The 25,778-nt window shown below is 55.3% G+C and carries 32 protein-coding genes and 1 pseudogene; all 33 read right to left on the minus strand.

Annotated elements, in window-relative coordinates; all coding sequences use genetic code 11:
- Nucleotides 1–121 precede the first annotated feature (121 nt).
- Nucleotides 122–1,069: pseudogene (locus JOE25_RS09845) on the minus strand (hypothetical protein); the annotation flags it as partial.
- Between the two features lie 96 nt (nucleotides 1,070–1,165).
- Nucleotides 1,166–3,331, minus strand: a complete 2,166-nt coding sequence (locus JOE25_RS09850) for a tail fiber domain-containing protein (protein ID WP_209634560.1) — start codon at nucleotides 3,329–3,331, stop codon at nucleotides 1,166–1,168.
- Between the two features lie 10 nt (nucleotides 3,332–3,341).
- Nucleotides 3,342–4,217: a tail fiber assembly protein gene (locus JOE25_RS09855; protein ID WP_209634563.1), complete on the minus strand. Its 876-nt coding sequence runs from the start codon at nucleotides 4,215–4,217 to the stop codon at nucleotides 3,342–3,344.
- Nucleotides 4,217–4,969, minus strand: a complete 753-nt coding sequence (locus JOE25_RS09860) for a phage tail protein (RefSeq protein ID WP_209634566.1) — start codon at nucleotides 4,967–4,969, stop codon at nucleotides 4,217–4,219. The genes JOE25_RS09855 and JOE25_RS09860 overlap by 1 nt, the downstream gene beginning before the upstream one ends.
- Nucleotides 4,970–4,971: 2 nt before the next feature.
- Nucleotides 4,972–5,556, minus strand: a complete 585-nt coding sequence (locus JOE25_RS09865; protein WP_209634570.1) for a YmfQ family protein — start codon at nucleotides 5,554–5,556, stop codon at nucleotides 4,972–4,974.
- Entirely contained in the window at nucleotides 5,541–6,614 is a 1,074-nt protein-coding gene (locus JOE25_RS09870; RefSeq protein WP_209634573.1) for a baseplate J/gp47 family protein, read from the minus strand. Before JOE25_RS09870 ends, JOE25_RS09865 begins: the two co-directional genes overlap by 16 nt.
- Nucleotides 6,604–7,053, minus strand: coding sequence for a phage GP46 family protein (locus tag JOE25_RS09875; protein WP_209634576.1), 450 nt, complete (start codon nucleotides 7,051–7,053; stop codon nucleotides 6,604–6,606). Before JOE25_RS09875 ends, JOE25_RS09870 begins: the two co-directional genes overlap by 11 nt.
- Nucleotides 7,050–7,589: a phage baseplate assembly protein V gene (locus tag JOE25_RS09880; RefSeq protein ID WP_209634579.1), complete on the minus strand. Its 540-nt coding sequence runs from the start codon at nucleotides 7,587–7,589 to the stop codon at nucleotides 7,050–7,052. Before JOE25_RS09880 ends, JOE25_RS09875 begins: the two co-directional genes overlap by 4 nt.
- Nucleotides 7,580–8,665 (minus strand): phage baseplate assembly protein, encoded by a 1,086-nt coding sequence (locus tag JOE25_RS09885; protein WP_209634582.1) that lies wholly within the window; start codon nucleotides 8,663–8,665, stop codon nucleotides 7,580–7,582. Before JOE25_RS09885 ends, JOE25_RS09880 begins: the two co-directional genes overlap by 10 nt.
- The gene (locus JOE25_RS09890) at nucleotides 8,658–9,917 is read right to left on the minus strand and encodes a DNA circularization N-terminal domain-containing protein (protein WP_209634585.1); all 1,260 of its coding nucleotides are present in this window, start codon (nucleotides 9,915–9,917) and stop codon (nucleotides 8,658–8,660) included. Before JOE25_RS09890 ends, JOE25_RS09885 begins: the two co-directional genes overlap by 8 nt.
- Complete coding sequence (locus JOE25_RS09895; protein WP_209634588.1) at nucleotides 9,917–11,689, minus strand: phage tail tape measure protein; 1,773 nt, start codon at nucleotides 11,687–11,689, stop codon at nucleotides 9,917–9,919. The genes JOE25_RS09890 and JOE25_RS09895 overlap by 1 nt, the downstream gene beginning before the upstream one ends.
- 98 nt (nucleotides 11,690–11,787) lie before the next feature.
- A complete protein-coding gene (locus JOE25_RS09900; protein ID WP_209634591.1) occupies nucleotides 11,788–12,171 on the minus strand; it encodes a phage tail assembly protein in 384 nt (127 codons plus the stop codon).
- Nucleotides 12,172–12,173: 2 nt separating this feature from the next.
- Nucleotides 12,174–12,524, minus strand: a complete 351-nt coding sequence (locus JOE25_RS09905) for a phage tail tube protein (RefSeq protein WP_209634594.1) — start codon at nucleotides 12,522–12,524, stop codon at nucleotides 12,174–12,176.
- A 9-nt stretch (nucleotides 12,525–12,533) separates the two neighbouring features.
- Nucleotides 12,534–14,003, minus strand: a complete 1,470-nt coding sequence (locus tag JOE25_RS09910; RefSeq protein WP_209634597.1) for a phage tail sheath subtilisin-like domain-containing protein — start codon at nucleotides 14,001–14,003, stop codon at nucleotides 12,534–12,536.
- A gap of 3 nt (nucleotides 14,004–14,006) precedes the next feature.
- Complete coding sequence (locus JOE25_RS09915; RefSeq protein WP_209634600.1) at nucleotides 14,007–14,270, minus strand: DUF2635 domain-containing protein; 264 nt, start codon at nucleotides 14,268–14,270, stop codon at nucleotides 14,007–14,009.
- Nucleotides 14,251–14,871, minus strand: a complete 621-nt coding sequence (locus JOE25_RS09920; protein ID WP_209634605.1) for a hypothetical protein — start codon at nucleotides 14,869–14,871, stop codon at nucleotides 14,251–14,253. Before JOE25_RS09920 ends, JOE25_RS09915 begins: the two co-directional genes overlap by 20 nt.
- The gene (locus tag JOE25_RS09925) at nucleotides 14,868–15,410 is read right to left on the minus strand and encodes a phage virion morphogenesis protein (protein WP_209634609.1); all 543 of its coding nucleotides are present in this window, start codon (nucleotides 15,408–15,410) and stop codon (nucleotides 14,868–14,870) included. The genes JOE25_RS09920 and JOE25_RS09925 overlap by 4 nt, the downstream gene beginning before the upstream one ends.
- Nucleotides 15,410–15,844, minus strand: coding sequence for a DUF1320 domain-containing protein (locus tag JOE25_RS09930; RefSeq protein ID WP_209634612.1), 435 nt, complete (start codon nucleotides 15,842–15,844; stop codon nucleotides 15,410–15,412). The genes JOE25_RS09925 and JOE25_RS09930 overlap by 1 nt, the downstream gene beginning before the upstream one ends.
- Nucleotides 15,844–16,377, minus strand: a complete 534-nt coding sequence (locus JOE25_RS09935) for a hypothetical protein (protein WP_209634615.1) — start codon at nucleotides 16,375–16,377, stop codon at nucleotides 15,844–15,846. The genes JOE25_RS09930 and JOE25_RS09935 overlap by 1 nt, the downstream gene beginning before the upstream one ends.
- A gap of 77 nt (nucleotides 16,378–16,454) precedes the next feature.
- Nucleotides 16,455–17,372 carry a Mu-like prophage major head subunit gpT family protein gene (locus tag JOE25_RS09940; RefSeq protein ID WP_209634618.1) on the minus strand — a complete coding sequence of 306 codons (918 nt, stop codon included), beginning with the start codon at nucleotides 17,370–17,372 and terminating at the stop codon, nucleotides 16,455–16,457.
- A 5-nt stretch (nucleotides 17,373–17,377) separates the two neighbouring features.
- Nucleotides 17,378–18,334, minus strand: a complete 957-nt coding sequence (locus tag JOE25_RS09945; RefSeq protein ID WP_209634620.1) for a phage protease — start codon at nucleotides 18,332–18,334, stop codon at nucleotides 17,378–17,380.
- 212 nt (nucleotides 18,335–18,546) lie between these two features.
- Nucleotides 18,547–19,389, minus strand: a complete 843-nt coding sequence (locus JOE25_RS09950; protein WP_209634622.1) for a phage minor head protein — start codon at nucleotides 19,387–19,389, stop codon at nucleotides 18,547–18,549.
- The gene (locus JOE25_RS09955) at nucleotides 19,382–19,819 is read right to left on the minus strand and encodes a hypothetical protein (RefSeq protein ID WP_245209812.1); all 438 of its coding nucleotides are present in this window, start codon (nucleotides 19,817–19,819) and stop codon (nucleotides 19,382–19,384) included. The genes JOE25_RS09950 and JOE25_RS09955 overlap by 8 nt, the downstream gene beginning before the upstream one ends.
- A complete protein-coding gene (locus JOE25_RS09960) occupies nucleotides 19,812–21,389 on the minus strand; it encodes a DUF935 domain-containing protein (protein ID WP_209634628.1) in 1,578 nt (525 codons plus the stop codon). Before JOE25_RS09960 ends, JOE25_RS09955 begins: the two co-directional genes overlap by 8 nt.
- Complete coding sequence (locus tag JOE25_RS09965) at nucleotides 21,389–22,960, minus strand: hypothetical protein (protein ID WP_209634631.1); 1,572 nt, start codon at nucleotides 22,958–22,960, stop codon at nucleotides 21,389–21,391. Before JOE25_RS09965 ends, JOE25_RS09960 begins: the two co-directional genes overlap by 1 nt.
- Nucleotides 22,960–23,535 (minus strand): DUF3486 family protein, encoded by a 576-nt coding sequence (locus JOE25_RS09970; RefSeq protein WP_164146117.1) that lies wholly within the window; start codon nucleotides 23,533–23,535, stop codon nucleotides 22,960–22,962. The genes JOE25_RS09965 and JOE25_RS09970 overlap by 1 nt, the downstream gene beginning before the upstream one ends.
- A complete protein-coding gene (locus JOE25_RS09975; RefSeq protein WP_209634634.1) occupies nucleotides 23,525–23,809 on the minus strand; it encodes a hypothetical protein in 285 nt (94 codons plus the stop codon). The genes JOE25_RS09970 and JOE25_RS09975 overlap by 11 nt, the downstream gene beginning before the upstream one ends.
- A 2-nt stretch (nucleotides 23,810–23,811) precedes the next feature.
- Nucleotides 23,812–24,099, minus strand: coding sequence for an ArsR family transcriptional regulator (locus JOE25_RS09980; RefSeq protein WP_209635279.1), 288 nt, complete (start codon nucleotides 24,097–24,099; stop codon nucleotides 23,812–23,814).
- A gap of 10 nt (nucleotides 24,100–24,109) precedes the next feature.
- Nucleotides 24,110–24,412 carry a DUF2730 domain-containing protein gene (locus JOE25_RS09985; RefSeq protein WP_209634636.1) on the minus strand — a complete coding sequence of 101 codons (303 nt, stop codon included), beginning with the start codon at nucleotides 24,410–24,412 and terminating at the stop codon, nucleotides 24,110–24,112.
- Nucleotides 24,387–24,626, minus strand: a complete 240-nt coding sequence (locus tag JOE25_RS09990) for a TraR/DksA family transcriptional regulator (protein ID WP_209634639.1) — start codon at nucleotides 24,624–24,626, stop codon at nucleotides 24,387–24,389. Before JOE25_RS09990 ends, JOE25_RS09985 begins: the two co-directional genes overlap by 26 nt.
- A complete protein-coding gene (locus tag JOE25_RS09995; RefSeq protein WP_209634642.1) occupies nucleotides 24,626–25,231 on the minus strand; it encodes a hypothetical protein in 606 nt (201 codons plus the stop codon). Before JOE25_RS09995 ends, JOE25_RS09990 begins: the two co-directional genes overlap by 1 nt.
- Nucleotides 25,219–25,566: a hypothetical protein gene (locus JOE25_RS10000; RefSeq protein WP_209634645.1), complete on the minus strand. Its 348-nt coding sequence runs from the start codon at nucleotides 25,564–25,566 to the stop codon at nucleotides 25,219–25,221. Before JOE25_RS10000 ends, JOE25_RS09995 begins: the two co-directional genes overlap by 13 nt.
- Nucleotides 25,550–25,777, minus strand: coding sequence for a hypothetical protein (locus JOE25_RS10005; protein WP_209634647.1), 228 nt, complete (start codon nucleotides 25,775–25,777; stop codon nucleotides 25,550–25,552). The genes JOE25_RS10000 and JOE25_RS10005 overlap by 17 nt, the downstream gene beginning before the upstream one ends.
- Nucleotide 25,778 lies beyond the last annotated feature (1 nt).

Below are 25,778 nucleotides of genomic sequence, written 5' to 3' on the forward strand. Positions count from 1 at the left end.
GTAATCACCCTCGTATATCAACGGATTATCAAAGAAGGGGGCCAGTGTGTAGTGGCTGGAGCCACTACACACTGGCCGAGCCGCTATATTGTCTTAAAAATTTGTCCCTATATTATTTCGGTCATGCAGCAGCAGAAATCGGCGCTGCCGTCTCCAGTTGATCAACTATCTCGCTAATTTGCGCATGGCCATAGGTTAGAATCGGCCTTTGCTTAACCACACTGACTACCAGCGGCTTGATCAACATATTGGCTGTCGCACGGCCTTGCTCTTTAGCAGCGAAGATGATCTCCAGCGTTTTTTGGTCGATCACAGTTGCCAGATTCGCGTTAAGGTTTGCAAGTTCATGCTCTGTAAGCATGAGGTTTGTCACAAGCCATGTTACTTGCTCCTGAATGAGCGTCAGCACTTTAACCCGATCGTCTTCAACCAGAGCACCAGCAATTTTTCTGGAAATAGCTGTGGCAATTATCCCACCTAGTAAGCCGCCTGCTGCGCGCCCAGCTAAAGCGCCAAACGGACCTAATGGGCTAAGCATTACTCCGCCAGCAATGGAACCAATAGCTCCTCCTGCCACGCTGGAAGAGGTTACAGCCAGATTTTTTATAAACTGAGCTCCAGAAATATGACCACGTATCATCTTGATCATATCCGGTCCAGTGGTCACGGCGACCAACGCAAAAGAGGTTACAAGAGTACCACGCATCATTTTATTCAAAGAGTTCAGGTTATTGGCTCCGACTCCCTGCTGAAGCGCATTCCTTACAGTTGGGCTGGCTGCCGCGAAATCAATATTTTTAAGCAACCCCTGAACGGCGCCAATGCGGTGTAACTGCTGAACCGTCACATAAACTGTCAGCGTACGGGCAAAGGTTTTCCCTGCCTGAATCGCAGCTATTTGTAGCGCGGCCTTACGATCACCGGTATTGAGATAGAAAATAGAAGCCGTCAGGCCAAAGCTGATCCCGCCTGCAGCAAGGCTGACAATAGACCCTTCTGCAAGATCGTAAGTAATGGATTCGAATGTGCCAAACTTAGTAATATTCTGGGCTTGGGTATAGGTAAGATGGCTGTTGCGCGTCGCGAAAAATGAAAAAGCGATTCATATAAAATTAGAATCGCCTTTGTTTATCATACTACGTGGATAGTGTGTAAGAGGGTCGGGTTATGCGTGTGCTTCTAGTCGCGCCAAGCGCTCCTCAATTTCCTTTTGTTTGGCGATAGTGGCCCTGGTGATCCAGAACAACAACTCTTCCTTACGGAAGGAATACTCGCCCCCTGCGGGCTGATATTCCTGAACGACTTCACTGCCTGCCTCCTCAGCCTCAGAAACAAGGATTTCGCGTTCAGGCACTTCAGGTTCGAGAACAACACCATTCTCTATCACTGCTGGCCGGGCGCGAATCGTTCGATAAACAGCAGGCTTAGCCTCCCACTCTCTAATAATCTCTTCTTGCTCTTGCCATGAGTCGTAGCAGTAACAGGCGTAATCCGTCCAGTTCAACCCATGCTTGCCCATAACTTCAATGGCTGCTTGAACTGTCGGGCCGGAGTGCAATCGGGCATCATCGCCTTCTACAGCATATCTGGCCAACCATTGCCATACCCAGGGTAGCTGGGCAACCTCATAGAACGCCGCGTTCTCTTGATCGGTGACATTTCGAGGGTCAGTTTTTCTCGTCGCATCTGACAAACTGATTGAGCCGTTGGCTGCATACACCTGAGACCATCGCTGCCCAGGGTTACCACTCGACATAGTGTTGTCAGTGCCTGGGCTGAGTGTCGTTGTGTTGAAAAATATACGCCCCAGCGAACCATCAGCAGTATTTTTGGCATTGAAGTAGAGGGAACCAAAAGGATTGTGTCCAGATAAAACGGTCCCCAGCGTGTTAAGCGTCCACTTTGTAATGAAATTTTGCAGGCGTCCGCCTTCCGGTACCGAGCCAAACCGGAAACCAGCCGTGTCACCTTCTCCATTAACGAACCCCAGTGAATTGGCCCCGCTTGAGGCGCTCCTGACTCGAATGATACCGGGATATGAGCCGCTTAATGCCCGGTTAGCCCAGTTCATATCGAGAATCTGCGGATAACATTGGTTCAATTCTGGATCTGCGAAATTTCCAAGGCTTGAAATCGAAGACGCATTATCGAAAATAAAGGAGGCAGGAACTGAAAGCCGCGGGGGCGTTGAGCAATCATAACGTAGAACGCCATTATATCCTGCAAAGACCCCCCAGCAATGCCACCAACTGTCATCGGTTGATCGCAGGGTGACATCGCCCTCAAACGTCATGTTCGACCAGCTATAGTCGCATGTGCACTTGGTCATGGTAATGGCGTAAGCTGGGCTGCCATTGGTTGAGCCAAAGAAATTGATACCAAAATAGTTGTTGTAAATATGAAGATAACCGCCGTTTCGCGACTCAGCGCAGAACCCGTCGTTATAATCCAATATCTGATTTTGGATATTGTCCCAGGAATTTCCGTGGAATGAGTTATCTCCACTGGTCGTCAGATAAGAGATATTCTTATTACCACGGTCAATTCGCATGTTAGAGAAGCGATTGAACTCAGTAAATGACCCGGCGTGTTTATTGTGGAGCTGGACGTTAGTGTCAAAGAACCTGACGTTCACGTTATTGACCTGGGCGAAGCAGCACCCCTCAAGGTCGATGCCGATACCTTGCCGGTTAGACCCTTGTGCGGGTCTAAGGGTCATATTGAATACCCCACGTGGGGTATTCGTACCAGACCCACCGCGAATAGATATGCAAGCAGCACCGGGCGTCTTTATACGGGAATAAAGCGTTGTATTGTCTACACCTTCCCCGAACAGGGCTACGCCATCACTCCCATAGTAATTTTCACCACCAATGTTAAGGTCTTCATCAACAAGGTATTTAAAGCCGCCAGGGACATGTACACAACGGCCACCAAGTTGATTAGCAACGTAAATAGCCATTTTAAAGGCCGCAGTATCATTGTGACCGGTATCTGTTAGTGGGTTGTAGTCTCCTTTAGCCCCAAACATCTGAGGGGTGATGTAGAGAATGGCAGACTGTACTCTGCCCCCCTGAGGGAGGGTAACAGAGTCATCCGTGACTTTTTGAATGGCTGACGCCATCTGATTAAAGGATGATTTCTCAGGGTTAATATTAGCCATACCCAATATGGATAACATTTCGGCCTGAACGATGTTGAACCAGTCAGCACCCGGCCAACTGATACCGCCTTGCTGGATACTTTCGCCGAACCAACGCGGGGTATTGCTCATTGGCTCTTTGGGTTCCGGCATGTCAGGCACGCCACTGGTGTTGTCTAAATGAAACATTACGCCTCCCTTACGGCTTCTCTGGCCAGGTGATGTCGGTGCTCGCGGTAGCCACGCGGTTCAGCTTCAGGCGGTATTCTTCCCACTGTGTCAGCTTGGATTTTTCGCTGTCAGTGGCCATGCCTTTCTCGATGGCATAGGTCAGCACTGCGATTTGCTCGGTGGCGGTAGCCAGTAGCTTGGCTTTCTGCCGTTCGGTCTGATCGGCGTAATAGCATCGTTCGGCGAAATCATCTTTCACCCAGCGCTTGCCATCCCATTGCTCAAAGCGGCCGGGAGCTAACAACGTATAGCCTTCTGACAGCGGCCCTACCTCAGTGATGGACATCGGCTCTTTGGTGTCGGTGCGGTAAGCGAGCTGCCCACGCAGGTCTTTGACGTAAACCCATTCGGTGCCGTTCCACTGCACCACGAACGTCGGTTTGGCATCTGGCGGGGCAACAAAGGTGCACCCCTCCGGCATGGTATAGTAGGCATCAGGCACGATGTGCTTATTGCCATTGCTCTCGTAGAACGCCTGGCCGGTTTTATCTTCAACCTGCTGCCATTGGCCATGGTTGAACAATAAAACGCAGTCTATTGCCGCTGCGGGTGGCTCAAGGGTAATAGCCCACTCTGGCAATGACTCTTGCAGGCTGGAAATAACAAACCCCTGGCCGCGCTCATTCCAGTATTGCGTCCCGCGAATATCATTAACGTAATGCCAGGACTCGCCATTAAATACGCCGGTCTCCCCCTTATTGGGTTCGCAGGGAATGGATGTGGTGCTGGCGGGTAATCCCATATTGGCCGGAATATGCATAAATACGGACCCCATATAAGCGCCGTCGGCATCATATTGATAAATCCACAAGGCCTGGGGTGATGAAGAAAATGAAAATGACATTACGCTAACCTCACGATGGCGTTAAAGGCGATGTTTTTGACGGTATTTTCCGCATTGCCGGTGGTGGCAATCCAGGCGGTATGCGCGTGCGGCCCGATGTAGACGGTGTGATGGTGCGCCGGGGCTGTACTGGTATTGTTTTTGGTGTAGTTGCCTGTGTTATCCGTGCCGGTATAAAAATCGCCCCAGACTGTGCCAGGGGCTGCAACGCCGCCCTGATGGAAGTGTTCGTTATCGTCGCTGGTCTGCTTGGTGCCCAGGTCAGTGCTGTTGATGGTGATGCCGTGCCCATGTGATTTAATGCCATCGGCCTCGTACGACAGAAGAGAACGCCCAGAGGCAGGCAAGAATTTTATCGATAGCCCGCGCATGTCTGGGATAATGCCGCCTGGATAGGCTTGTGCCAGGCGCGGGTAAGCCGCCATGTTAAAGCTCTGCCCCAACATCAACGCAAAGCCGTTGGGAGCGGCGGCACCAGGCCAGGCCAACGGAATTCCTGGTGGTAGCATGTAGTCAGATGAGAAAGTGCGAATGGCCCTGGCGAACTGGTCGAATTGCGATTTGTCCGGGGTAATATTGGCCAGTGCCAGGACATTCAGCATTTCCATCTGAATAATATTGAACCAGTCCGCGCCTGGATAACTTGGTTGTACACCGTCACCACCTTCGGTAAAAAATCGGCGGCCGGTAAAGAGCACCGATTTAACTGGCGGCATATCAGGCACGCTGGATGCGTTATCCAAGTGATACATAATTACACCTCGTATAAAAAATCATAATCGTGACCCGCTAGGCGGTAGCGGCGCAGAAAACATTCCAGGATTTGTGCCTGATAATTGATTAATGGCGTCAGGACATTACTGATACTTTTAAACCGGATCATCGGCATATCGGTGACGGTCACCTGCATAATGAAACGGTATTTATGGGAATGAATCGGGTACATAATATTGCGCATCACATGGTGCGGTAATATTTCCGTGACCTGGACGGTAAATCCCAGCGCATCTTTTACGGCCTGCTCAATTTGCCAGGAGGCCAGGCCAGCTTTACGGTGGTATTTTTCCACCACGGCGTCGCGGCGGCGCTCAAAGCCATCGGGAATGGCATTACAATCCGGCAAGCCCAGATAGTCCTCCCATTCTTCCAGCAACAGTTCGGTGGTCTCCGGGCGCATCTCTTTAATTAACAGGTCAGCGTTCGTTTCCACCGTGTTTAAACGCCCGCTAAAGCCCCTGAGAAGGGACGTTAACGCGGCGGTCTGGTCGCGTGGCCAGGCTTTACCTCGCGGCATGAGTTGCTGAAGCACGTCGTGCCATTCATCTAGACTATGCGCCATGTGACGGCCCCCAGGGTGTTCAGCTCGTAGTTTTGGCTGGGCTGGTTAGTGGTCAGATTCAGGTCATAGTCCGACACACCGGTCGCTGCACCAATAGCCGTGCGGATGGATGACAGCAGCAGCGTTTCACCCGGTGACAGCGAGCGGAACAAGGCGTTCAGGCTGAGCATCACGGCGCGGCGCGTGGCTGCTGTGTCCGGCACCAGGCGCACCGTCATGTCCAGCGGCTTTATGGTCAGCGGAATGGCCCATACCTCGACACCGCCAGGCTTCCCCACCCAGGTACCGGTGGCCGGGTCTTGATGGCGAAACAGATAGGCTTGCATCACCGTTCTGTCGGTCTCTGTCGGGATAATGTCACCCCGTTGGTCATAGACCCAGGCCAGCCCCACGGTACCGATGCCGTGCCAACCATCGAACGCCCAGGCGCGGCTCACGCCCGCTGTTTCCGTCGCCCAGATGACGAAATCATGCAGCGCACCACCGACGGGCGGATTGCGCTTGCGATACAACAGACGGGCCAGTAGTTCACTGATGGTCTCGATATCAGCGCCACCGGATACGCCTTCGGCTGCAACCACACCGTCGCTGTTGACACCCGGCACCGGGGAAATCAACGTGAGCACGTCGCCACTCTTCAGGTTGCCACGTGTGCCGACCTCATCCGCCTGGACGGTGACGCGCACCTTGCCAGCGGAAGGGGACTCTGTGGCGATGACGTGGCAGCGGATGCCGTCCTGCGTCTGCATTTCTGTGTCCAGCGGCAACGTATTGTTCCCGGTGAATATCACCGGGCCAGCCGCGTACTGCGCCGCTTTACGAATAACGCCCTCGTTGCGGGCGGTATCAATAATGGTGTCGTCATCGGATTTATCAGACGGGATGATTTGATTCACTATCCAGGTCTGATAATCGTAGACATCGCGGAGAGCGCCACTAAAGGCGATATTTAACGCCCGCTCTACACCGACAATCGGTACCTGTTGATTTAATTCAACTTCCAAGTCCTGAATGCCGGTGCGAATAATCTGGCGTGTTGTCGGTACATTAAAGGGCATTTTCCATCGCCTCCCAGCGTTTCTTTATTTCTACGGTGAGTGCGGTTTTATCGGGGCGGGTCAGTACAATACTGAGCGCCAGCCAATTTATACGGGGTATGGTGGCAATAACCTGAGCGCTACGGGCGTAGCCGTAACGTAATAAAGGTTGCAATGATAGGGTGGCGTAATTTTCCGCACGTAGCCGAATTTCTTCAGTGAGCTTTTCGCGGTCAATTAACCAGAGTTTGGAACCCCAGGGGAAATCACTGAAAGAGTCGCCGGGCCAGCCGCGACGGTCATCGGTACCGTCGGGTAGCTCGTCGCTAATGTCTGCGCGGACATCGGTGAATAAGCAAATCAGCACTAAAGAAACAAGGCCCTCGTCAAGCGAAAGGCCATTGTGTTCTATCTCAATATCGCCACAGGCGGGCAAATGCCAATTTACTTTGATGGTCATAACGGTTTCGTTGTATTAGCACCGTCGCCATCCCTATGAATATGGTCAAGGAAACTTTTCTCCCCAACCGTTATATCTTCACTGAAGATGACTTTACCGGTGACATTAATGAGTTTACTCACAATGTCACAGGACTCTTCAGCGACCAGATTAACCGTCTTCCCCCTTATTTCTATTACACCGTCTTTCTTGAGGGTGATGGTGTGGCCCTCACTGTGATACAGGCAAACGTCGCCGGGGTCTAGCCCTTTGGGTCGGGATTTCTTGTCCTCGACGGCGATGGCCACTAGGCCGGAACGGCGACCACCCACCGCGACTACAATGGCCTCAGACCCCACTGGCGGCACCGATGACATGCCATAGTTCTGGAAGCGTTCCACGTCGTCGTTGGTCTCATCTGCCAGGCTTTGCACCTGAAGGTTCTGCCGTCCCAGGCTGTCGGTCACGATACGTACCACGGCACGGTCAACCATCAGGCGCAGGCGGCGGCCGATGGCACCGATAGAGCGCGCGACATTGCCTTCTTTCAGTCCCATGTTGCCCCCACAGTTGCCTTTTTCTTGCCTTTCTTGCCCTTGGCTTTTTCTGCCGGGATATCCATAGACTCCGGTGGTACCAACGACAGTATGGTGACGCGGCCGGAATCCCCCTCCATGAATGACACGGTTTTAATCAGCCAGGTCACATCCAGTTGCTGTATGGCATCCTTCACAACCACCAGGCGATTGAGCTGCCATAAGGGGCCGGTCTCGCCGTTCTCCCGCCAGCCAGAAACGGTGATCTCGGTGGTGTTGGCTTCGCCTTGCATCCGGGCCTTGTACCATTCGCCGCGTGCACTGGCACCACCCACCGTCAGATTATCCTCGTTGACCAGGATTTTCGGACGGTAGCGGGTGATCTCACTGTCGGTCACCACCACCTGGCGGCCGCCGATCACTTTCGTCGGCTGGTCATCCCAGGTGGTACCGCCAGCAGCAGCCGAGCCTTTGACAATGTACTGGCTGGCGCGGCCCTGCCAACTGAAGCGGCCACGCGCCGCCAGGATATTATCGCCCAGCACCAGCGCCACACCGGCGCGTTGGGTTGAGGCACGAGTAATAACCAGTCGCCCCCAGGCGTCGGAAGTAACCAACACACCACGCTGTTTGGCCAGTCTGTCCAGCAGCTCAAACACGGTTTCGCCTTGCTCCAGTGTGATACCGCTAAAGGCCTCGCCGGTGTCGGTCTCGTTGATGACCTCGATACCGTAGGGCTTGCAGAGGGTAGCGGCGAGGGTCTCCAGCTTCTGGCCGCGCCACTGGCCGGATTTATCCACCACGGAGCTGTCGACCAGGTCGCCGGTCTTGTCACGGCCCAACACACGTATTGCCACGTTCTCAGCGTCATAGCTGGGAATGAAATCATCAATGTATCCGGTCAGCACGCGATCACTGCCGATGTTGACCACACAGGCCATACCCGGCTTGATAGCGCGTGGTGCGGCGGCAGACCATCGCGCGGTGATGGTGAGATCAAACTCACCAGCTACGCTCTCCAGAGAACGGTTGATGGTCATATCCGTCCAGCCACCCCAGATTTTCCCGTCAACATTCAGGGTTAATTCTTCACTCATCACCGACCACCTCAATCACCTGAACCGGCAGGATAAACGCCGGATAGCGGAGACGGTTACGAGTCACCAGCTCATCACGCTGTTCGGCATCACCAGTTTCACGCCAGGCCAGCAACATCACCGGCGTGGTCTGCCGGGGTGACACGCGGCGCAGCTCCGGCAACTGGACGCTGCGAATACGCACGTCATTGACCACGGCAAAGCGCAGATCCCGCAGCGAGCGCCACAGGTCTCGCTGGCCGGACTCCACGGCATCAATGGCCTGTTCGCCCAAACGTTCGGCCAACTCATCGCCGGTGCTCTGGGCTTCCTGGCTGGTTTCGAAGGTTGCGGTGGCCACCGTCTCCGCTTTAGCCACCAGGGAGGCGACGATCACCAGTTGGCGGAAGTCATCGATATTGGTCTGCATGGCATCAGAGACCTCGATAGTGGAAGAACGCGTGACGCTGCTGGCAAAGCCGGTATCCACATTGACCGCGATATTATCAGCCAGGGATTTGGTCGCTGCCTGGGCCGCGCGTTCACCGTCCCATTTATCCTGCAATTGGTCATAGACCTGAAGCGCCCAGGGAGCTTCAGTCACCAGGTCTTTCACATCGCTGATGAGGTTGGTCACATCCCGGACCAACTCGCCAGGTGAGGCCACAATGATACCTGCCAGGTCTTTGAAGCGGTTGAGCCTGTCCATCCACTCATTCAACGCATTCGGCAACGTCGGCAGGTTGATGACAAAGCCCTGCAGGTCATCCAGCAAGGTGTCCACCATGTTGCCAACGCCGTCCAGCGCGGCAAAGTAGTCGCCGTTGGCCAGCGCCGCTTTGACGCTATCGGCTGCGCTGAGCGTGGTGGCTGTGGTGTCTTCCTGCTGGGTCGGGAAAAGCTGCTCACCTGCCTCGAATACCTCGAAGGAGACATAGGCAATGCCGCCTTCTTCAGTGCTGAGCTTGTGGGTGACTTTCCCCGCCTGAACCTGCTGCACCCCAAACCAGGGGTGTACCAGTTCACCCGGCCCCGGTGTGTTCAGTGCCGCCAGCAGGCGATTGAACTGTGCCTGATAATCGTTCCCCAGCAGGATGCCGTTAATCTGTTGCTGGGTCAGAACGGCCCCGTGGTCTTCCGTCCAACCCACTTCCTTTTTGGGGTAGGCATGGGGGATCGCGCGACGGCCACCAGTGCCTTCCACATCAACGAAATAGAAGGGAACGCCGCGAAAAGAGGCATCGCGCAGTTCTTCCCACTTGATTGCGGCCATTAATCCTGCTCCACATTACTGATGCCGGTTTGTGCGCTCATCGTCACGCCCGGTGTATTGATTTTGACGCTGGTCACCTGTACCCGGTCATCCTTAACGGACACCTCAATCTTGCCCTGGAGCTGAGGCGGTACCATCGGGTAACTGCCCATTTGGTTCTGAGGCTGTAACGACGCCCAGGGGGACGGGTCTTGATAGGTCGGGGCTGACGTAAACCAGTTTTTAACATCGTCCCACATGGTTGAACGGTCGGCATTTTCCTTGGCTCGCTTTAGTAGCGCCGCTCGCTCCTCGTCGTTTTTGGGGAATGGGACTAATGACGCGATTTCAGTTGCGGTGTTTACGGCCATTCCGACTAATCCACCCGTATTGCTTTTGGGCTTTTCCTTACCGTCAGGAAGACCAGGGAGATCACTTCCACCCATACCGCCACCAGGCATGTTAGTGACATACACCGGCATAACCCCGGAACCAAACACATCGGCGATACCGGACGGGATACCTTTCTTTCCGGGACGCAAAAAGTCATAGGTGCCTTTACCAATCTGGAATGCCTTGCGAGCCACCAACAGCCCCCCCGTGGCGATGGCCACGTTTTTGCCAATCTCTAACCAATTTTGGACGGTGTCCTGGTCAACAGAGTTAAGCGCGTCAGCCAGCTCTTGCACCGGCTTAGCCAGTTGGTTAGTGGAGAACTTGTTCCAGACGTTATTGAGGCTTTGCATTGCTGAGGTGAAATCTTTGGCCGCATAAGCCGCATCATTCATGATGCCGGTGCCATCTCCGACCACAGCTTGATATCGCTTGAGGTTCTCTGCGCCTTTACCCGATGTGACACTGCTGATAAGTAGGATACTGTCTTGGTTAAACCCTGCGCCCAGCAAGCGGGCATTCTGAGCCGCAGCACCTTTACTGCCTGACTTTCTTGCCAACTCGGCGAGTAGAACGGGTAGCTCGCGCATCAACCCATCCTTACCAAATACATTTATGCCATTTCTTTTTAGCTCTTTGACTGTATTTGGTTTTTGCAGGTCACGAATGAGGTTTTCAGTCGCTGTTGCTGCCGTGTCGCGGTCTCCAGTCGCATCAATGGCTGACTCCAGCACTACGCCAACATCTTTTACCCCAGAAACTCCACGACCACCTGCTGCCGAGTACATCGAGAAGGCTCTAACCCCTTTTTCAGCAATATCTTTTAGCTCGAATGCACCTTCCTTACCCAGCTTATTCAGCGTATCCATCGCCTGTAAGGTCTGTTGCTGCGTTTGTAACTGGAACTTAGTAAATTGCGAAAACAATGCGCCAATGGACTCACCCGAGCCACCAGATGCAGCGATAGATGCAGCCATTATGTCGCGATTTTTATAACCAAAATCAATTTCACCAGTAACCGTGGCCACTTTCTCTACTGCGCTAACAACCTCACTGTCATCGACCTTGAATTTGATAGAGGAGTCTTGCATGCCGCTCAGCATGGCGGCCATTTCTACGCGGGTTTTCTCTGCGGCAATCCCCATCATCGTCATACGGCGATCAACCTGAGTAAACTCGCGCAGCATGGCCCCCCCAGCAAACCCGGCAATAGCCGCTGTATAGCGGTTACCCAACTGATCAAGCCCACGACCAGCAGCCTCGCTCGTGGCTTTGACGACAGACATGGCGCGCTGATTGCGCTGGGCGAACTCTGACATGTTGGCACCGTACTGGCGGGCCTTAGCCGTCAGGTTACCCGCCAGGTTGATGATGATTTCGGTATCAAGGCGCTTTGCCATGCTGCTTCCTCAACTGAGCTGTGATGCGGAACAGTTGCCGCAATGGCAACTGTTCCAGGTAAGACACGCTGAACCGCGCGGAAAGGTTGACGAGTAAGTTACTGAGCGCCGTCGCCAGCGGCATCAGTTCGCCCCCGCTGGCTAACCTCTGTCAGTAGACCGTCAATATCATCCGCCCGTTTGGTTAGCAGCTTCAGATCTTCGGGGTGAAGCTGGTAAATCTGCTTCAGACTCAGCGGGCCTGGAATACTACCGATCGCGGCAATTTGGCGGCGTAGCATCTCCAGCCCCATCATGACCTCGGAGCAGTAGGCTACAGCCTTGCCGTTATCAGCCAGAACTATCCGTTCAGAGGCCAACTGAGATTCCACCACATCCTGGGTGGTCAACTCGCGCAGCTCCACGTCCATATGGGTGGTTTCATCCGGTGAGCCTTTGCCGGTGACCAGGCCGTAGATCAATGTCACTGTCATCTTGGCCATGGTTATACCTTCACGCACTTGGTGCCGATGAACGTCACCTCAATTTGGCCGTTGTCTTCCGCCAGCGTGGCCGGGTTCTCTGCGGCCGCGCCGGTCATCATGTAGCTCAGACCGTTGTCACCTTCGAACATCACGGTAACGTTCTCCATGTTGCCGATTTCAATCACGTCCATATCCTCTGCGGCCGCGATGGTCATCTGGATCGACGGGTTGGTAATCTTGCGCGAATAGCCCCAGTTCTTGCCGCCACCGCTGTGCATCGTGCGGGCATACCCACCAGGGTTTAGCGTTGAGGTTCCCTTGGTCTTGATTTCCCGGCCATTCACGCGAATGGCTGCTGAGCCTAAAATCATGTTGCCCCCTTAGAGCTTGAACTGGATCAGACCCGCCAGAACGCGGAGCTGGTTGATAATGTTCGGGTGAATGATGAAGTTCAGCCGGTTGCGGTCACTGGTGTCACGGGTCACAGAAAGCGTGGCTTTGTAGTCGTCAAAATCTTCCACCAGTCCGGCAGGCTCCAGCTCGGTGATGAAGATATCCAACAGCTCCTGGGTGCAAAGCTTTGGTGTCATGACAGGTTGACCCGGCTCCAGCGTGTCCAACGCATCATCGTCAGCCAGCTTGTGGCGTGGGTAACGGTTGGTGAACCGGTTCTTGATGACGTAGCGGATGTGGCCCAACGTCGCCGGTGACGTGATATCCAGGTAAGAGGTATCCGCATCCCCAAAACTGTTTACCCGATAGGTGGTGATCTCCCGCTCAATGCAGACGCTGCCACCGGCATTGACGTAATGGGTGGCCACACCATCAAACAGATGGAGGTTGCGCTCAACCATATCCCAGCGCACCTCTTTGGCGGGTGGCAGGATGCCAGGCAGTGCCAGGGTCTGGAGTGGCCGCGCCGGGTCAATCGCCAGATGATACGCCGCAATACCCGCATAGGCCGCCGCCCACAGGTAAGCCGGTTGCGGTGCCAGGTTGGTGCCAAGCGAGGTGATCAGGAAGTCATTGCGGGTATTACCCCATGTGCCGGTCTGCGCATGAGTGCCGCGCACGGCAGTGTAGGCAATCGCCTCGACCATACGCATCGGCCCCCAACGGTTTAGCAGCTCGTCACGCAAGGTGTTCAGGCTGGCTACATCGTTGAACGGACACACAATATGGTTGAACCATTCATCGCCCAGGGAGGCAATGATCGCCGCCATATCCGGGGTACCGGTACCGCCCGTGAATGCTGAGATTGCTACACCCAGCCCGGCCGGGGTCTGTTCACCGACATAGTAGTTGACGCGCACATCCAGGTCATTGGTGGTCAGGCCTGTCCCTTTCGCGGTTAACACCACAGTGCCGGTCTCATCTTCTTTCACCGCAGCCGTGACCGGCAAGGTGGCCACAGCGTTGACAGCAGCAACAATGGCGGTGGCTACGGTGGCAGCAGTCGCCGCTGCGTTGACGCCAACCTGAACGGTGACGCCACACACCAACAGGGCCAGCGTACCGGCAGCCGTTGCTGACCCCGTTACGACCAGTTCGCTACTGGCTGATTTTCCCGCAGCAATGTCGCCGATCCCCATAGCCCAGGTCTCGGTGTAACTGTTACCTTTACGCAGGGTCTTGAGCATCTCCGCCAGCATGGAGCCACGGCCATACAGGTTATCGGCGGTGCTGTCGCTGGTGATGCGGTTCTGCGTCAGGGGGGCGGCGCTGCCGTTGGCCAACTGCTGGCCAATGACCAAGATTTTATGTTGTTGTGCCGGCGCGCTGTCGAGCGCCATCGAGTTGTCGATCTCGATGTACACCAGCGGCACCCGAACATCATTAGGGATTGGCATTATTTACTTCTCCGTCTTGGTGGATTTGGGTGCCGCTGCTGCCTGTTCTACAGGGGCCGCTTCGGTCTTCGGGGGAGCAGCGTCGCTCACGGCAACATTGCCCTCGGATTGCGGCGTGGTGAGGTCGCTTACGGCCACATCACCTTCGGCAATACGGCGCAACCAGTAGGCAGACAGCGAAAGGCTTTCCCCCTCGGTGGCCAGGTAGGTGCCGTCTGGCTTGCGCACATGCACGTCACCTTTGGGCTTAAGGTTCTTGGTCTTCATCATCCTGTCCTCTCACGGGGATAACGGCTTCAATAACAGGGACGCCGCCGTTTGGTGTTGCGGTCATCCCCAGACGGAGGAAATCAGGTAACACACTGATATCCGTTTCTTCGTCGAGCTTAAATTCCTGATTCCACATCACCGCCCACATGGTCACGCCCAGGTCATCCAGGCTGCCGCTGTAGATGTTGTCGGCGGAAATGTCGGATGCCTTGCGCTCCGCGCCCATACCCTTAGCCGCAGTCGGTTGAGCCAGGCGGCGGCACACCTTGCCGGTCATTACCTCAGCACGCAGGTCACGGCCATACCCCCAAGAATTGGTAGCCATCACGTAGGCTACCCAGGTGACCAGCCCCACGGTGCCACCGGCTTCATGCCGGATATCCCGCACCCGCAACGCAGCTACGCGTATGGAACCGTTGCGGTCAGACAGGTGCCGCTTAACCTCATCGGGGGTGTTGAACTGGCCAATATGTCGCTCAACCTTGCGCACCTGGTCAGGGTTGTCACCTTCCAGATCTTGTTGCAGCCAGGCGACAATCCGCTCAGCGGCGGCAACTGTGCTGCCGAGGGTAACCAGGCTTGGGCGTTCTTCACTCACGGCAATACCTCTTTCCAAAAGTCGCCGATGATATGCATCAGCTCGTCACTGTTCTGGGCTGACAGGCCCAGCCATTCACGCTGTGGAATATCCATCATCCGGGTATGAGCCTTCACGGACTGCCACACCGGATGTTTGAGCGCCCGACCAAACGCCTGTTTAATCAAGCGCTGGTGTGCATTGATAGACACGCTGCCGCTGAAGCCGTCCTGGTGAGTGCGCCCATACGGCAACGGTGTACCCACACGCACCTGGTTACGTTCGGTGACATAGGTCACGCTATCGAGCAGGTCACCGTTGCCTTGCAACAGGCTCTGGTTTCCCTGGCGAGTTTTGGCGTAACCGTCTGACCACGTGTCCCAGGCCTGGCCTGTTGGGGATTGCTTCTCATCGCTAATGCGGCGGCGGGTCTGGGACTCCGCCACTGCACCTATGCTCTCCAGCAACTCGCTGCGCAGACTGCTATCTGCCAGCTTCTCCATGGCGCGTTTGATATCGTTGAGCTTCCCAGCCCCCAGGAATTCGACCTGGATCCCCATCAGAGCACGCCCTTCAAACTATTGCGGGTAAACAGGCGCGTGTTCTCGCCGGTCATGATGACCTTGCCGCTGTTGCCTTCAGTCGGTTGTTCTAACGTCGGCAAGCCCAGGTCACGCTGGCCACTGGCGATCTCTTTCAGCGTTTTGATGGCATCCTCATAGCGTTTGCGCACCAGCTCAGTCGCCTGGTTATCGCGGTCAGCCAACCAATAAAAAGCAATGGATACCGCCACCCGGATCAGAATGCGGGGAACCGCAGTTTCTAGCGGCAGCTTGTACCGGCGCGACAGTAACGAATTGATTTCCTCGTCCGTATCCTCCAGCGCCTGGGTGATAGCGGCCTCATCGAGCTGGTCGGTTCCCTTTTTGATGGCGTTATTCCAAACGTAATCACCGTCTGCAACCATCAAATCTTCACGGGTGGCGTATCCCATTATTCCCCCTCGGCGTCAGTGACGACGGTTTCTACTACTGTGACCCGGAGGTTCGGCTCAGCCTTCAGCCGCTCGGCTGTCGCTGCGCTGATGAATGGCGCAACTATGTTGGCCGCGCGCTCGGCGTTATCACTGTCCGGGTCATCGCAGACGAACGCATGGACGCCTTCTTGTGGCCAGAACTGTCCGGCGCGGTAAAAGCCGTTGGCTGAAACCGCCTGCACCAGCAACACTTCAACACTCGCAGGCTTTTCAGTCTCTTCTTGGCCCAGAATGGCGGACTTAATGGCCTGGATCTTATTGCGTGACTCGTCATCCAGTTGAGAACCGGAAACACTCAGGGTCACGATGGTATCGCTGCCGGTTAGCTGAGGTGCTGCCGCATCCGGTTGCGGTGCCGCACCGGGCTGGATAAGTGACTGATAGTGTCCCGTAAGAGCTGGCGCAATAACCGGCGCTTCAGCAGTTTTGCCTTTTTTCTTATCAGCCTTGCTGTCTTGCTGCGACTGCACTTTGTTTGATTGTTCACTCACTGTTCCATCCTCTTTGGGTGACTTTATCGGGTGGTTAAACACCCGATAAAGAAGGGATAACAACGCTTAAAGAAGGCTTAACCGCCAGACGGTGGCGCAGCAGGCGTCACGATGAACGGGCTGTTCAGGATGTCCACATCCTGGTAATAGATGTTGGAGTCACCACCATCGACCAGCATGGCATCGATAATTTTCTTCGCCGGAGCGCGGTTTTTACGGCCTACAACCAGCGTGGTTGGACGAATGCCCAGTGGTGTTCCGTCTGAACGCTGCATCCCCTGGAGGGCTTCCACGGCTTTCTCGTAGTTCGCTACGGTCAGTGGCAAGCGAGAACCCACGGCGGTCTGCCAGAAACCAAACCCAACGTTGCAACGTCCATCAACGCCATACAGGAACTCGTTATTCAGGAACGTATGCTCGCTGTTGAGGTCATCCAGTGAGACGAACTTAAACGGACGGCGGTTCTGATACAGGATGGGTTTCAGCACTTGAGACTCATCAATCAGGAACCACGGTTCACCGGCTTCCGCACCAGTGCCTACGATGTTGCTGTAGGTGCCCCCAGCCATCGGGTGATCGGTGTCGAAGAAGTTTTGCCCGTCAAAGCACAGCGTATTGAAGCCTGCAACCAACAACGGGAAGCTGAGCGTGTCCGGGAACTCGCTGACCTGACGGCCGAATGCCCTGGCAATAACGCTATATTGGCCAATCTGATCGTCTTCAATGTTTTCCCGCTTCACGCGGATGGAGCTTTCCCAGGTCTTATTGCTGATGGTGTAACCCTGCTGGCTCAGTACAGCGAGCTGACGGTCACTGACCCACTCTTTAATGCCTGGCAAATCCGTCAACCAGCCGTAGGTATTCGACGCCGAACCACTTGGCACTTCAGTGGCAATACGCAGGTATTGCGGTGTGACACCGGCCAGCCCGGTGGTAAACGCGGCGCTCAATGAGGTGGTAAGGGCGTGCAAAATCTCTGCATTAGGGGTTGGCATTGCGGTTATTCCTCAGTGGCTTTAGGTTTGGCGGCCAGGAACTCCGCTTCGGTGAGACCCATAGAGCGGCACATGGCCACCTCGGTCTCGGACAGTTCCTGCTTGTCTTTTTTACCCAGTACCTTCTTGGCCGGGTCGGTATTAACAATCACCGGCGCGGCTTGGGCGAACTCGCCAAACTGCTTGCGGCCTTCTTCGCTGCGGCAGGTGGCCAGGTACATATCGCGGTTGGCCGGGGCCACCTTGCCCGAGGCAATGGCGGCATCGACCAGGGCCTCAGCGTCTTTAACCGCCTGGTCATTCAACTTGCCTTCAGCGGTCTCGGCGCGGTTCAGCGCTAACTGGTAAGTATCCTTCGGCACAAAGGCGGTCAGGTCGGGAGTCTGCGCACGGTTCAGTGCCACTTGTTCTGCGTTCTTCAGGCCCTGGATGGCAGTGACACCACTTTCAACGGTGGCGTCTGCACCCAGGCCCAACGCGGCTGCAATTTCAGCAGGCATTGTCATATCGGTTCTCTCCGAGTTAAGGGCAGGCATATCTAAATTGGGTTTATTGGTCAGGCCAGAGCTAGACAGTCTGGTTACCTGACCTTCGCTATTGAAATGAAATGCAGGGCTGTAATAACGGTATGAGCGGCCCTGAACCAACTTGGCACCGTCAGCATTCCAGCTAACTTTCGCCATGATCCAGGCACCGTCAATCTTGAGGTCTTCAATCCAGGCCAGTGCCGGAGCCGGTTCACCTTTCGGGCCTTTGACTTCCGTCGCGTGCTCAATGTCGAAAGGGATGAACGTGCCGGTCAGTGATTTGGCAATCACTGCCTCCGGGGCATTGTTAACCCAAGAGCGGCCATCGCGGCCCGTAAACACACCAATTGGCAGTATGGGTATCCACTCTGGCAGTTTGTTATCAACCGAATCAAACGGCAGCTCGAAACAGAGCGCCAGGGTATTTACAGGCATGGGTCAATCCGCATTAGAAATCATGCAGACAGTGTGATGCTAATGGGGGAGAAAGGCGGATTAACCGCTTTCCCTCTAAATGAGGGATGGAACCGTGTTTAAAACACGTTTAAAAGCGCGCAGAAACGTTTAACAAATTTTCTACGCGCCATCGTACCACAAGCCACGATAACGTCACCACGGCGGTTTTGGGATGCCGAACAGCCCAGCGACTACTGGGTGTCGAATGCCTGCTGCTTGGCCTGGAGCTGGCGCTCCAGTGCAGCAGTGCGACTGATACCGGGATTGTAGTTCCAGCCAGGGTCGATGCCTTCGGGAACAAGCTCTTCTTCACCGGTGCGCTTGTTGAGCCACTTCGTATTTTTGACCGGCGGTGCCTGGGTCTTTAACGGCACCTTCGAACGGGTCACCTGGCCGGTAGGCTGACCGTTGCTGTCATACACTGGTGCGGTGTCCGTCACGCCGCCCTGCACCATCTGGTCATACTCGTACTTGCTGACCTGGCGAGTGCCACATTTACACCCCCAGCCGTTCGGCCCCATGTGCGTGAGCCAAAATGGGTGATCCACAGGTAAACAGATATTAGCCCACTGGAGGTGATCAACACGGTGCTCTCTGGATGGCCCCAGCGTGTAAAGCAAATACGGCATTGCCCGCTTGGTGCGTTCGATGCGCTGCCACTGGCCCGCGCTGCGGGCGGTGCGCATATTGGTATTGTAGATGGTACGCAAGCGGCCCTCACTGCCGAGCTGCACGGTGCGGGTCTCGCCGGTTAACGGGTCATCCATCTCACGTACCCCCCACCAACCGCGCTTGACCAGTAGCGGCTCCAGCACCTTCTGGAAGTCGCGGAAGGTCTGACCATCGGCCAGGGCCTGGGTCACCAACGCCTTCACGTCACTGAGCAGATCGAGCTGGGTCATCTTGGCTACGGTAAAGGCTGCACCGTGCTCCTCCAGCCAAACGTCACGGTAGTCAAATCCGGGCTTGAGCGTTTTGGCCTTGAACCAGGCTAACGCCTCTTTGGGGATGATATCGGGAACTTTATCAACCATGATCTGCCCCCTCCTGACTCAAGAGGGTCAATCCCGCTACCTTTTTAAACTGCCGTACCAGGCTAAGTGAACTGGAGAAATACGGTACCGAATAACAAAATGAATCATGAAGCTGCGGGAAGTATTCCTTCGCCTTACGCTTACCCATCTGCTTTTCAATCTCTGCTACCCGTTTAGCGGGGTAGAGCTTGCGCTTTCTCTGGCTCCAGAATAAGCCGGTCAGCGGGTTGAACTGCTCGCTATCTTTCCACCCCCAGCCTGGACAGTGTTTATTGTCAAAGTACACAACCAGGTGTGACCGGCTTTCACTGACATGCTCACGAACAATCGAAATCTCCGTGCCCTGGTAATTAAACTGAACGTGACAAAATACCCGTTGTAAATCATCGGCGATTTTTTCGCATTGGGCTTTGCTGATTGTCTCAGACATCACTTACATCCCCCATACCCCGAGCCTGGAAACAAAGCTGGGTCAGGCCGTCGATAAACTCACTGGCATCCAGGCTGGCTTGCAACTCTGGTAAACGGGCCAGAAATTCTTCGTAGCTGCTGACCTCGTTAACCAGCGCCAGTACCGGATTGGTGAAGGCGGTGCCAACGCGTTGCCAGTCGCCGATCCCTTCGGCGGTCAGTTGGTCAATGTCATCCGGTGCAGACTGGCGATTCAGCGCCAGGCGTTCGCGGTTGAGGGCAGGCAGCATAGCGTAACCGCTCTGGTTGCCCACAGGTTGAAGGATATCGGAACCGGCCTCCGGTTCATCCAGGCCAAACTTATCACGCAATGACGACGCCTGGATTTTCATGCCCCGGTCAATCAGGGGGACAATCGCATCCACCATGGCCTTCAGGTCTTCCGGCTCATTGATACGCAGGCAGACTTTCGGGTAATTCGCCTGGGGGCCATAGTTCAGCATGATGAACGGACGCACCAGGAACTCGTTAAGCGTGTTCTCCAGTTGGCGTGCATCCCACTTGGCGATATCCATACGCACCCGGTCATGCACGTTAGCCTGACTCTGGCTGCTGCCGTTGTCGGTGGTCATCGTCTGACCCAGCACCGCCTTGCTGGTCTGGGCGTCACACCATTCGGCCATGCCTTTGAACAGATCACCACCGCCCTGGCGGCTGGCCGTCTCAACCATGTCCACCTGCATGGTGGAGGGAATAGCGCACCCTGCATCGGAAGCCAGAGACGCGATAGCGTCAATCAGGGTTTGGATATCTTCAGCGCTGGCGTTATTGCCATATTTGCCGATGGTGATCGGCAAACCAAACTTCTCACCGAACGCCCACCAGTCCCGCACGGTGAAGGATTTCAGCATGTACATCACAGCCACCAGACGTGCCAGACCGTTACGCAGCGGCAGGCCGGACTTCAGGCGAGGCTGATGGATTAAGTATTTATACGCAGACAGCGGTTCGCCGTTGAATGGCTCCGCCTCGGTTAGCACATGCACCTGACGCAAGGTGTCGGCGTCCATCTTGAGAAAACGTGGATCTACCCAGGAATAGTCACGCGGCATCCACGGCACCGTTGAGGTATCCCACAGAATTTCTACTACCCCGATACCTTTTCCCAGGCCATCAAGCAGATCAAACAGTAGCTCAGGGATTTGCGGCCGCTCAATCATCACCCGAACGGCATCCGCCAACTCAACATCGCGGGCGTCGTCGCTGGCGGCTTCTACCGTCGGAACGATACCGGCCACGGTGAGCTTGCGGGTGCGCAGCACACTGGAGTAGTGGAGGTCTCGCTCTTCCATCTCTTCGGCCAGGATGAAATAATCCAGCGCGTTGCCGTCGGCCGCATTGCGCAGTACACCGGCCAGGCGCTTTGGTGTGACGGTGCTGGCCACACTGATACCGGCATTGGCCCGGCGAGTACCAGTAGCACGGGCACGGGTCTGTTCTTCCTGAAGAGCCTCCGCTTTGACTGTGACTTTCTCGCCAGTCGCCGGATTGAACAGGTTACGGATGGTACCGGTCAGCTTATTTAACATTACAGTAGCCCTCGCTGATTCTTCAGCCCACGGGTGGTTCGCACCTGGCGGCGTTCATCACGGTCTTCCGGCCGTTCAGGTTTGTTGAGACGATGCAGCTCATAGCGGCGGCAGTCCTCTTTGCTGGCCAGATAGGCCAGAAAAATCGCTATTGCGGCATCGCCGTGACGTTTTCTGCCATCGCTGCCAGTAGTGCGGCTGTCGTCAATGCCGGGTACGCCGCGTAACATCTGGATCGCGCCCAGGTCATTGATCACATCTTCGTGCTTCGGAAGGATTAACTCGTCATCTTCAAAAGCGGCTTTAAAGCGCGGCATATTCTCGCGGTAGTGCGGAACCGACAACATCACCTGTTCTACTTCACTGCCATAGCGGTAGGCTGCTTGCTCAGCCAGGTACTGGCCATTACCCCGTGCATCGAGCTTGATCCCGTCACGGCGCGGCAACCGATCACAAATAAAGTACAGCGCCTGCTCTTGCTGCTTAAATGGCACATTGGCCAGCTCGACCAGGAACGGTACCGTGCGGGTGGTGTCATCGTTAACGGTGATAGGTGCGAACACCGTCAGGTCACCGTTGCGTGCAAAGTCTTCCCCCAGCGCATGGCGCAGGTGCGTCGGCAAGAGGTTGAGTTCCGGTAAAAGCGTCTGTTCCAGCCACTCCTGCATCTCCAACGCCCGCAGAGACTCAGGCAAGGCATTGAACTCGGCAGTACCGCTAAAGCGCAGAACGGGGCCAGTACCACAGGCTGCACGTTCGCGAACGGACCGTGGCAGGTAGGTGCCGCTACCGTTTTTAGGTACGCAATAATATTCCTCCAGGGCGTCATCTTGTGTGGCCGTATCGCGTAGCAGGTCGGTTTTCCACTGGTCTTCGGCGGCCTGGCTCCACTCCCGTTTTTTTACCTGGCAGATACGCTTGTACAGGCCATCGCGGCAGGCATCGTCCAGCGTGATGGTGTGGACGGAGTAGCGTTTTTTCCCGGCGCGGCTGTCCTGGATCAACTCATTGAAGAGGTTATCCGTACCGTTATGGGTACTGATAAGACGGACTTTCGCCCCCCACATGGTGAGCGCCAGCGCCGCCTTGAGGACTTCCGCCAGGCGCTCATGGAAAGCTGCCTCGTCGATAGTCACGTTACCTTGCATACCGCGCAAGTTGCTGGGGTTACTGGATAACGCCTGAACCTTGAACCCGCTGGCAAAGTAAATGACAAAGGTCAGAATGTCCTTGTCATCGTCCACCAGGACTTCTTCGCAAACGTCTGCCGCTGCCAGGTCATAGGCTTTGGCCCACATTGCCGCCGCATCGATAAACTCACGCGCCATCTCTTTATTGGAGCCAACATAGAAGTGGTTGGTGCCACCGGACGATTTTGCTTTGGCTGCGGTAAGCGCACCGTCAGCGGCTTCCGCCCAGGTGATACCGGTACGGCGCGATTTCTCCGCAATTTTCAACGGTGAGTCATCGGCGATCCAACGCCGCTGATAACCAAGGAGGACTTCATTTTCATCAAAGTCCTCCCCACCGGTAATGCTCGCTGTAATGGCGTTTAAACTGGCTAGTAACATCACACGATCCCCAGTATCTGGCGTTTGATATCCGCTGCTTTATCTGCGGACAATCCTGCCTGTGAAACTATTTTTTCCGTTGTGGCTGCGATTTCTTCGGCAAATGCCTGGCGAATTTCTTTCTCGCGCTTATGGCTGACCATCTGCGCTGCCTCAATGCGCTGCGCTACCAGAGCTAGCTGGCCCAGCGCTTTTGGTTCCACGGTGCCTTCCTCCTCTGCCAGTGACATCGAGGTTTCAAACGCCAGGGTTTTCACAAACTCCATCAACAACTTGCCGACGTCTGACGTCGGCGCGGTACCCAACTTAGCGGCCCAGATTTCCGCCATCTCGCGGGAGGCACGGATTTTAGAGCCGATGGCCTCCATCCGGCTGGCGTAGCGGTTCAGGCCCGTGCGGCTGAGCTGCATATCGTCCGGCAGTTCATGCTGGTCAATCAGCTCGTTGATAGCCTCGCGTATTTGTTCCTGGGTGTGACGCTTGTCACGCAACATCCCGTGAAGGGCATCGCGTATGCCTTCCGGCAACAGGTCAATCTTTGACGGACGGCCACGGGTCGGCTTTTCATCGGCCATGCTGGCTCCTTTCGCGCTCAAGCGCCGCAAGCATGCCTTTGCGGCGTTTGATGATGACACGCTGCAATGCCTTCCAGGCACGGTCAGACCCCGGGTTATCCCTCAGCACCTGCGCAAGGTAACCTTGCTCCACGATCTCGCTGTAGGGTTTACCCATTTCCTTTTCTAAGAAGGGCTTTAACACATCGCGTTCGATTTCAGAGGCGACAAAGAACGTCGCCAGTTCATCCAGGAACGTCCGCACGGCGGCGGTGTAAGGTTTGGTCTTGGCCATAGTTACCCCCGCGCCCGTGGCTTTTTGACACCAGGCACGATGGCCCGGCCGTTGGCCACATCGTCGCCGCGCCCGGTGACCGTCGCGACATAACAACCGGCTACATCACGCAGACTGACAAGACGCTGCTCCGCCAGCCAGGCCAGATGCGTGCGTACCACATCGCGGGATGCGCTATGGCCATACGCCTCAAGGCAGGTTTGCAATACCGATTCGTTCGCGCTGTCACCGCATTCCAGTAAGGAACGCAGGATGACCAGCCGCTGATCACTATCAAGAATTTCTCGCATGGCCATGGCCTCACTTATCCTTTAATTCATTTTCCAGCAGGAGATCGCTGACGTGTTTCACCTGGCGAATGGCCGGGCCGAGTTCGCGCAGATCACCGCGCAAATGACTCATTTCAAGCTGCAACTGGTGCAGGTCTTTCTGGCTGGGTAATCCTGCAATAGTGTTTTCCATTGACTGCATACGGGCGCGGAACGTATCCAGTTCCTCGCGCTTCACATAGGTCTTTGCGAGCAACAACTGGATCACGTTGATACCCGACATAAACAGCGCCCAGATAATGGCCCAGTTACCTTTGACGACTTCCCAATCCACGCTGGGCCTCCTGTAATTCTCTGATTTCCTGACAGGTCACACAGCAAACGGCATCAGGTAACAGCGCCAGCCGCTGGGCGGGAATGTCGGCCCCACAGTCATTGCAATATCCGTAATCAACAGAGGCCTCTTTAACGCGGTTTACATGGGCATTTAACGCCCGTTCACGCTCACCCATCTCCAGCTCGCTGGCGCGGTCAAAAGCATCAGCCATTACTTGACCACCGGGAGCTTATGTTTACTGGATTTGCTGTAGCGGGCGAACCCGTCCAGCGTGCGGAACCCGAGATAGCCGAGTGCAGGTGTGGCCAGCATTAGGGCAATATCCCAATCCGGCTCTGGCATGGTCATGGCGTGGCCCATCGCCGTAGCGATGGCGGCCGCTTGCTGGCCGACTGCCATCAGCAGGACATAGATAACGGAGCTGTAGAGCGACAACCGGGCCATCAACGGTCGGGTCCGACGCACATACTCATCCACTGAATCATCGCCGTTGCGGATGGTTTCCTGTTGTTCGTGGTGCGCCGCCTGCTGGTCTGCCAGGTGCGCTTTGTCTCGCTCAAGCTGGAACTGCTCCAACTGCACCTTCAGCCCCTCTAACTTGACGAGCTGTTCCGGTGGCAACTGCGCCAGCTTTTGCTCCAACACCCGTTGCTGGTCTTGCGGATTGACGGCGCTGTTGACAGTTTCGACAATCCCGGCCACGGAATCCGCCGCTTTTGCCGCGTCACCGCCGAACCAGCTACCGACAGAGCGCAGAACGGAAGGCCCAGCCTTCATCAAAACCCCTGCGAGGGTTGAAATCGTTATCGGATCCAATTGAGCATTCCCCGTTGTTTAAGCTGGTACAGCGCCATGAATGCGGTAACTACCGACAGTAGCGACAGAGGAAGACCCACCCAGCCGATACAGCTATAGGCTGAAACTGTGCCCAGGCTAACCAACATCCCGCCGATACCGCCAAAGAGGCACGACAGAAAGAGAGAAAAGAAGTAGTGCCCCAGATTTTGCATGACCGCCAAAACCCAAACGACGGTACCAGCGAACACCCACCACCACAGCCCAAAGGCAAGTTTATCCAGGGAAGCGCATAGCCCCATTGAGAGGGCCAGTAGTACCAACACTGACCAAGGCGAACTAATGAGTTTTAACATGGTGTTTTTCCTTGTAACGCTGGCATTCCCAGGCGATATCTCTGGGGCCAACTGATTCCCAGCCTCTTTTGTAAAAGCTGGCATGAGTCCCATCACAACCCCGGTAATCCACCGGGGTAGGCTTTGGGCCACCGGCCATGCGGTGAAGCACCTCTTTTTTAAGGCGATCACGCTGACCATGGAGGAATGACGCATCCCAGCCTTTACCCATG

It is taken from the genome of Serratia sp. PL17 (assembly GCF_017832355.1).
GTDB lineage: Bacteria > Pseudomonadota > Gammaproteobacteria > Enterobacterales > Enterobacteriaceae > Serratia.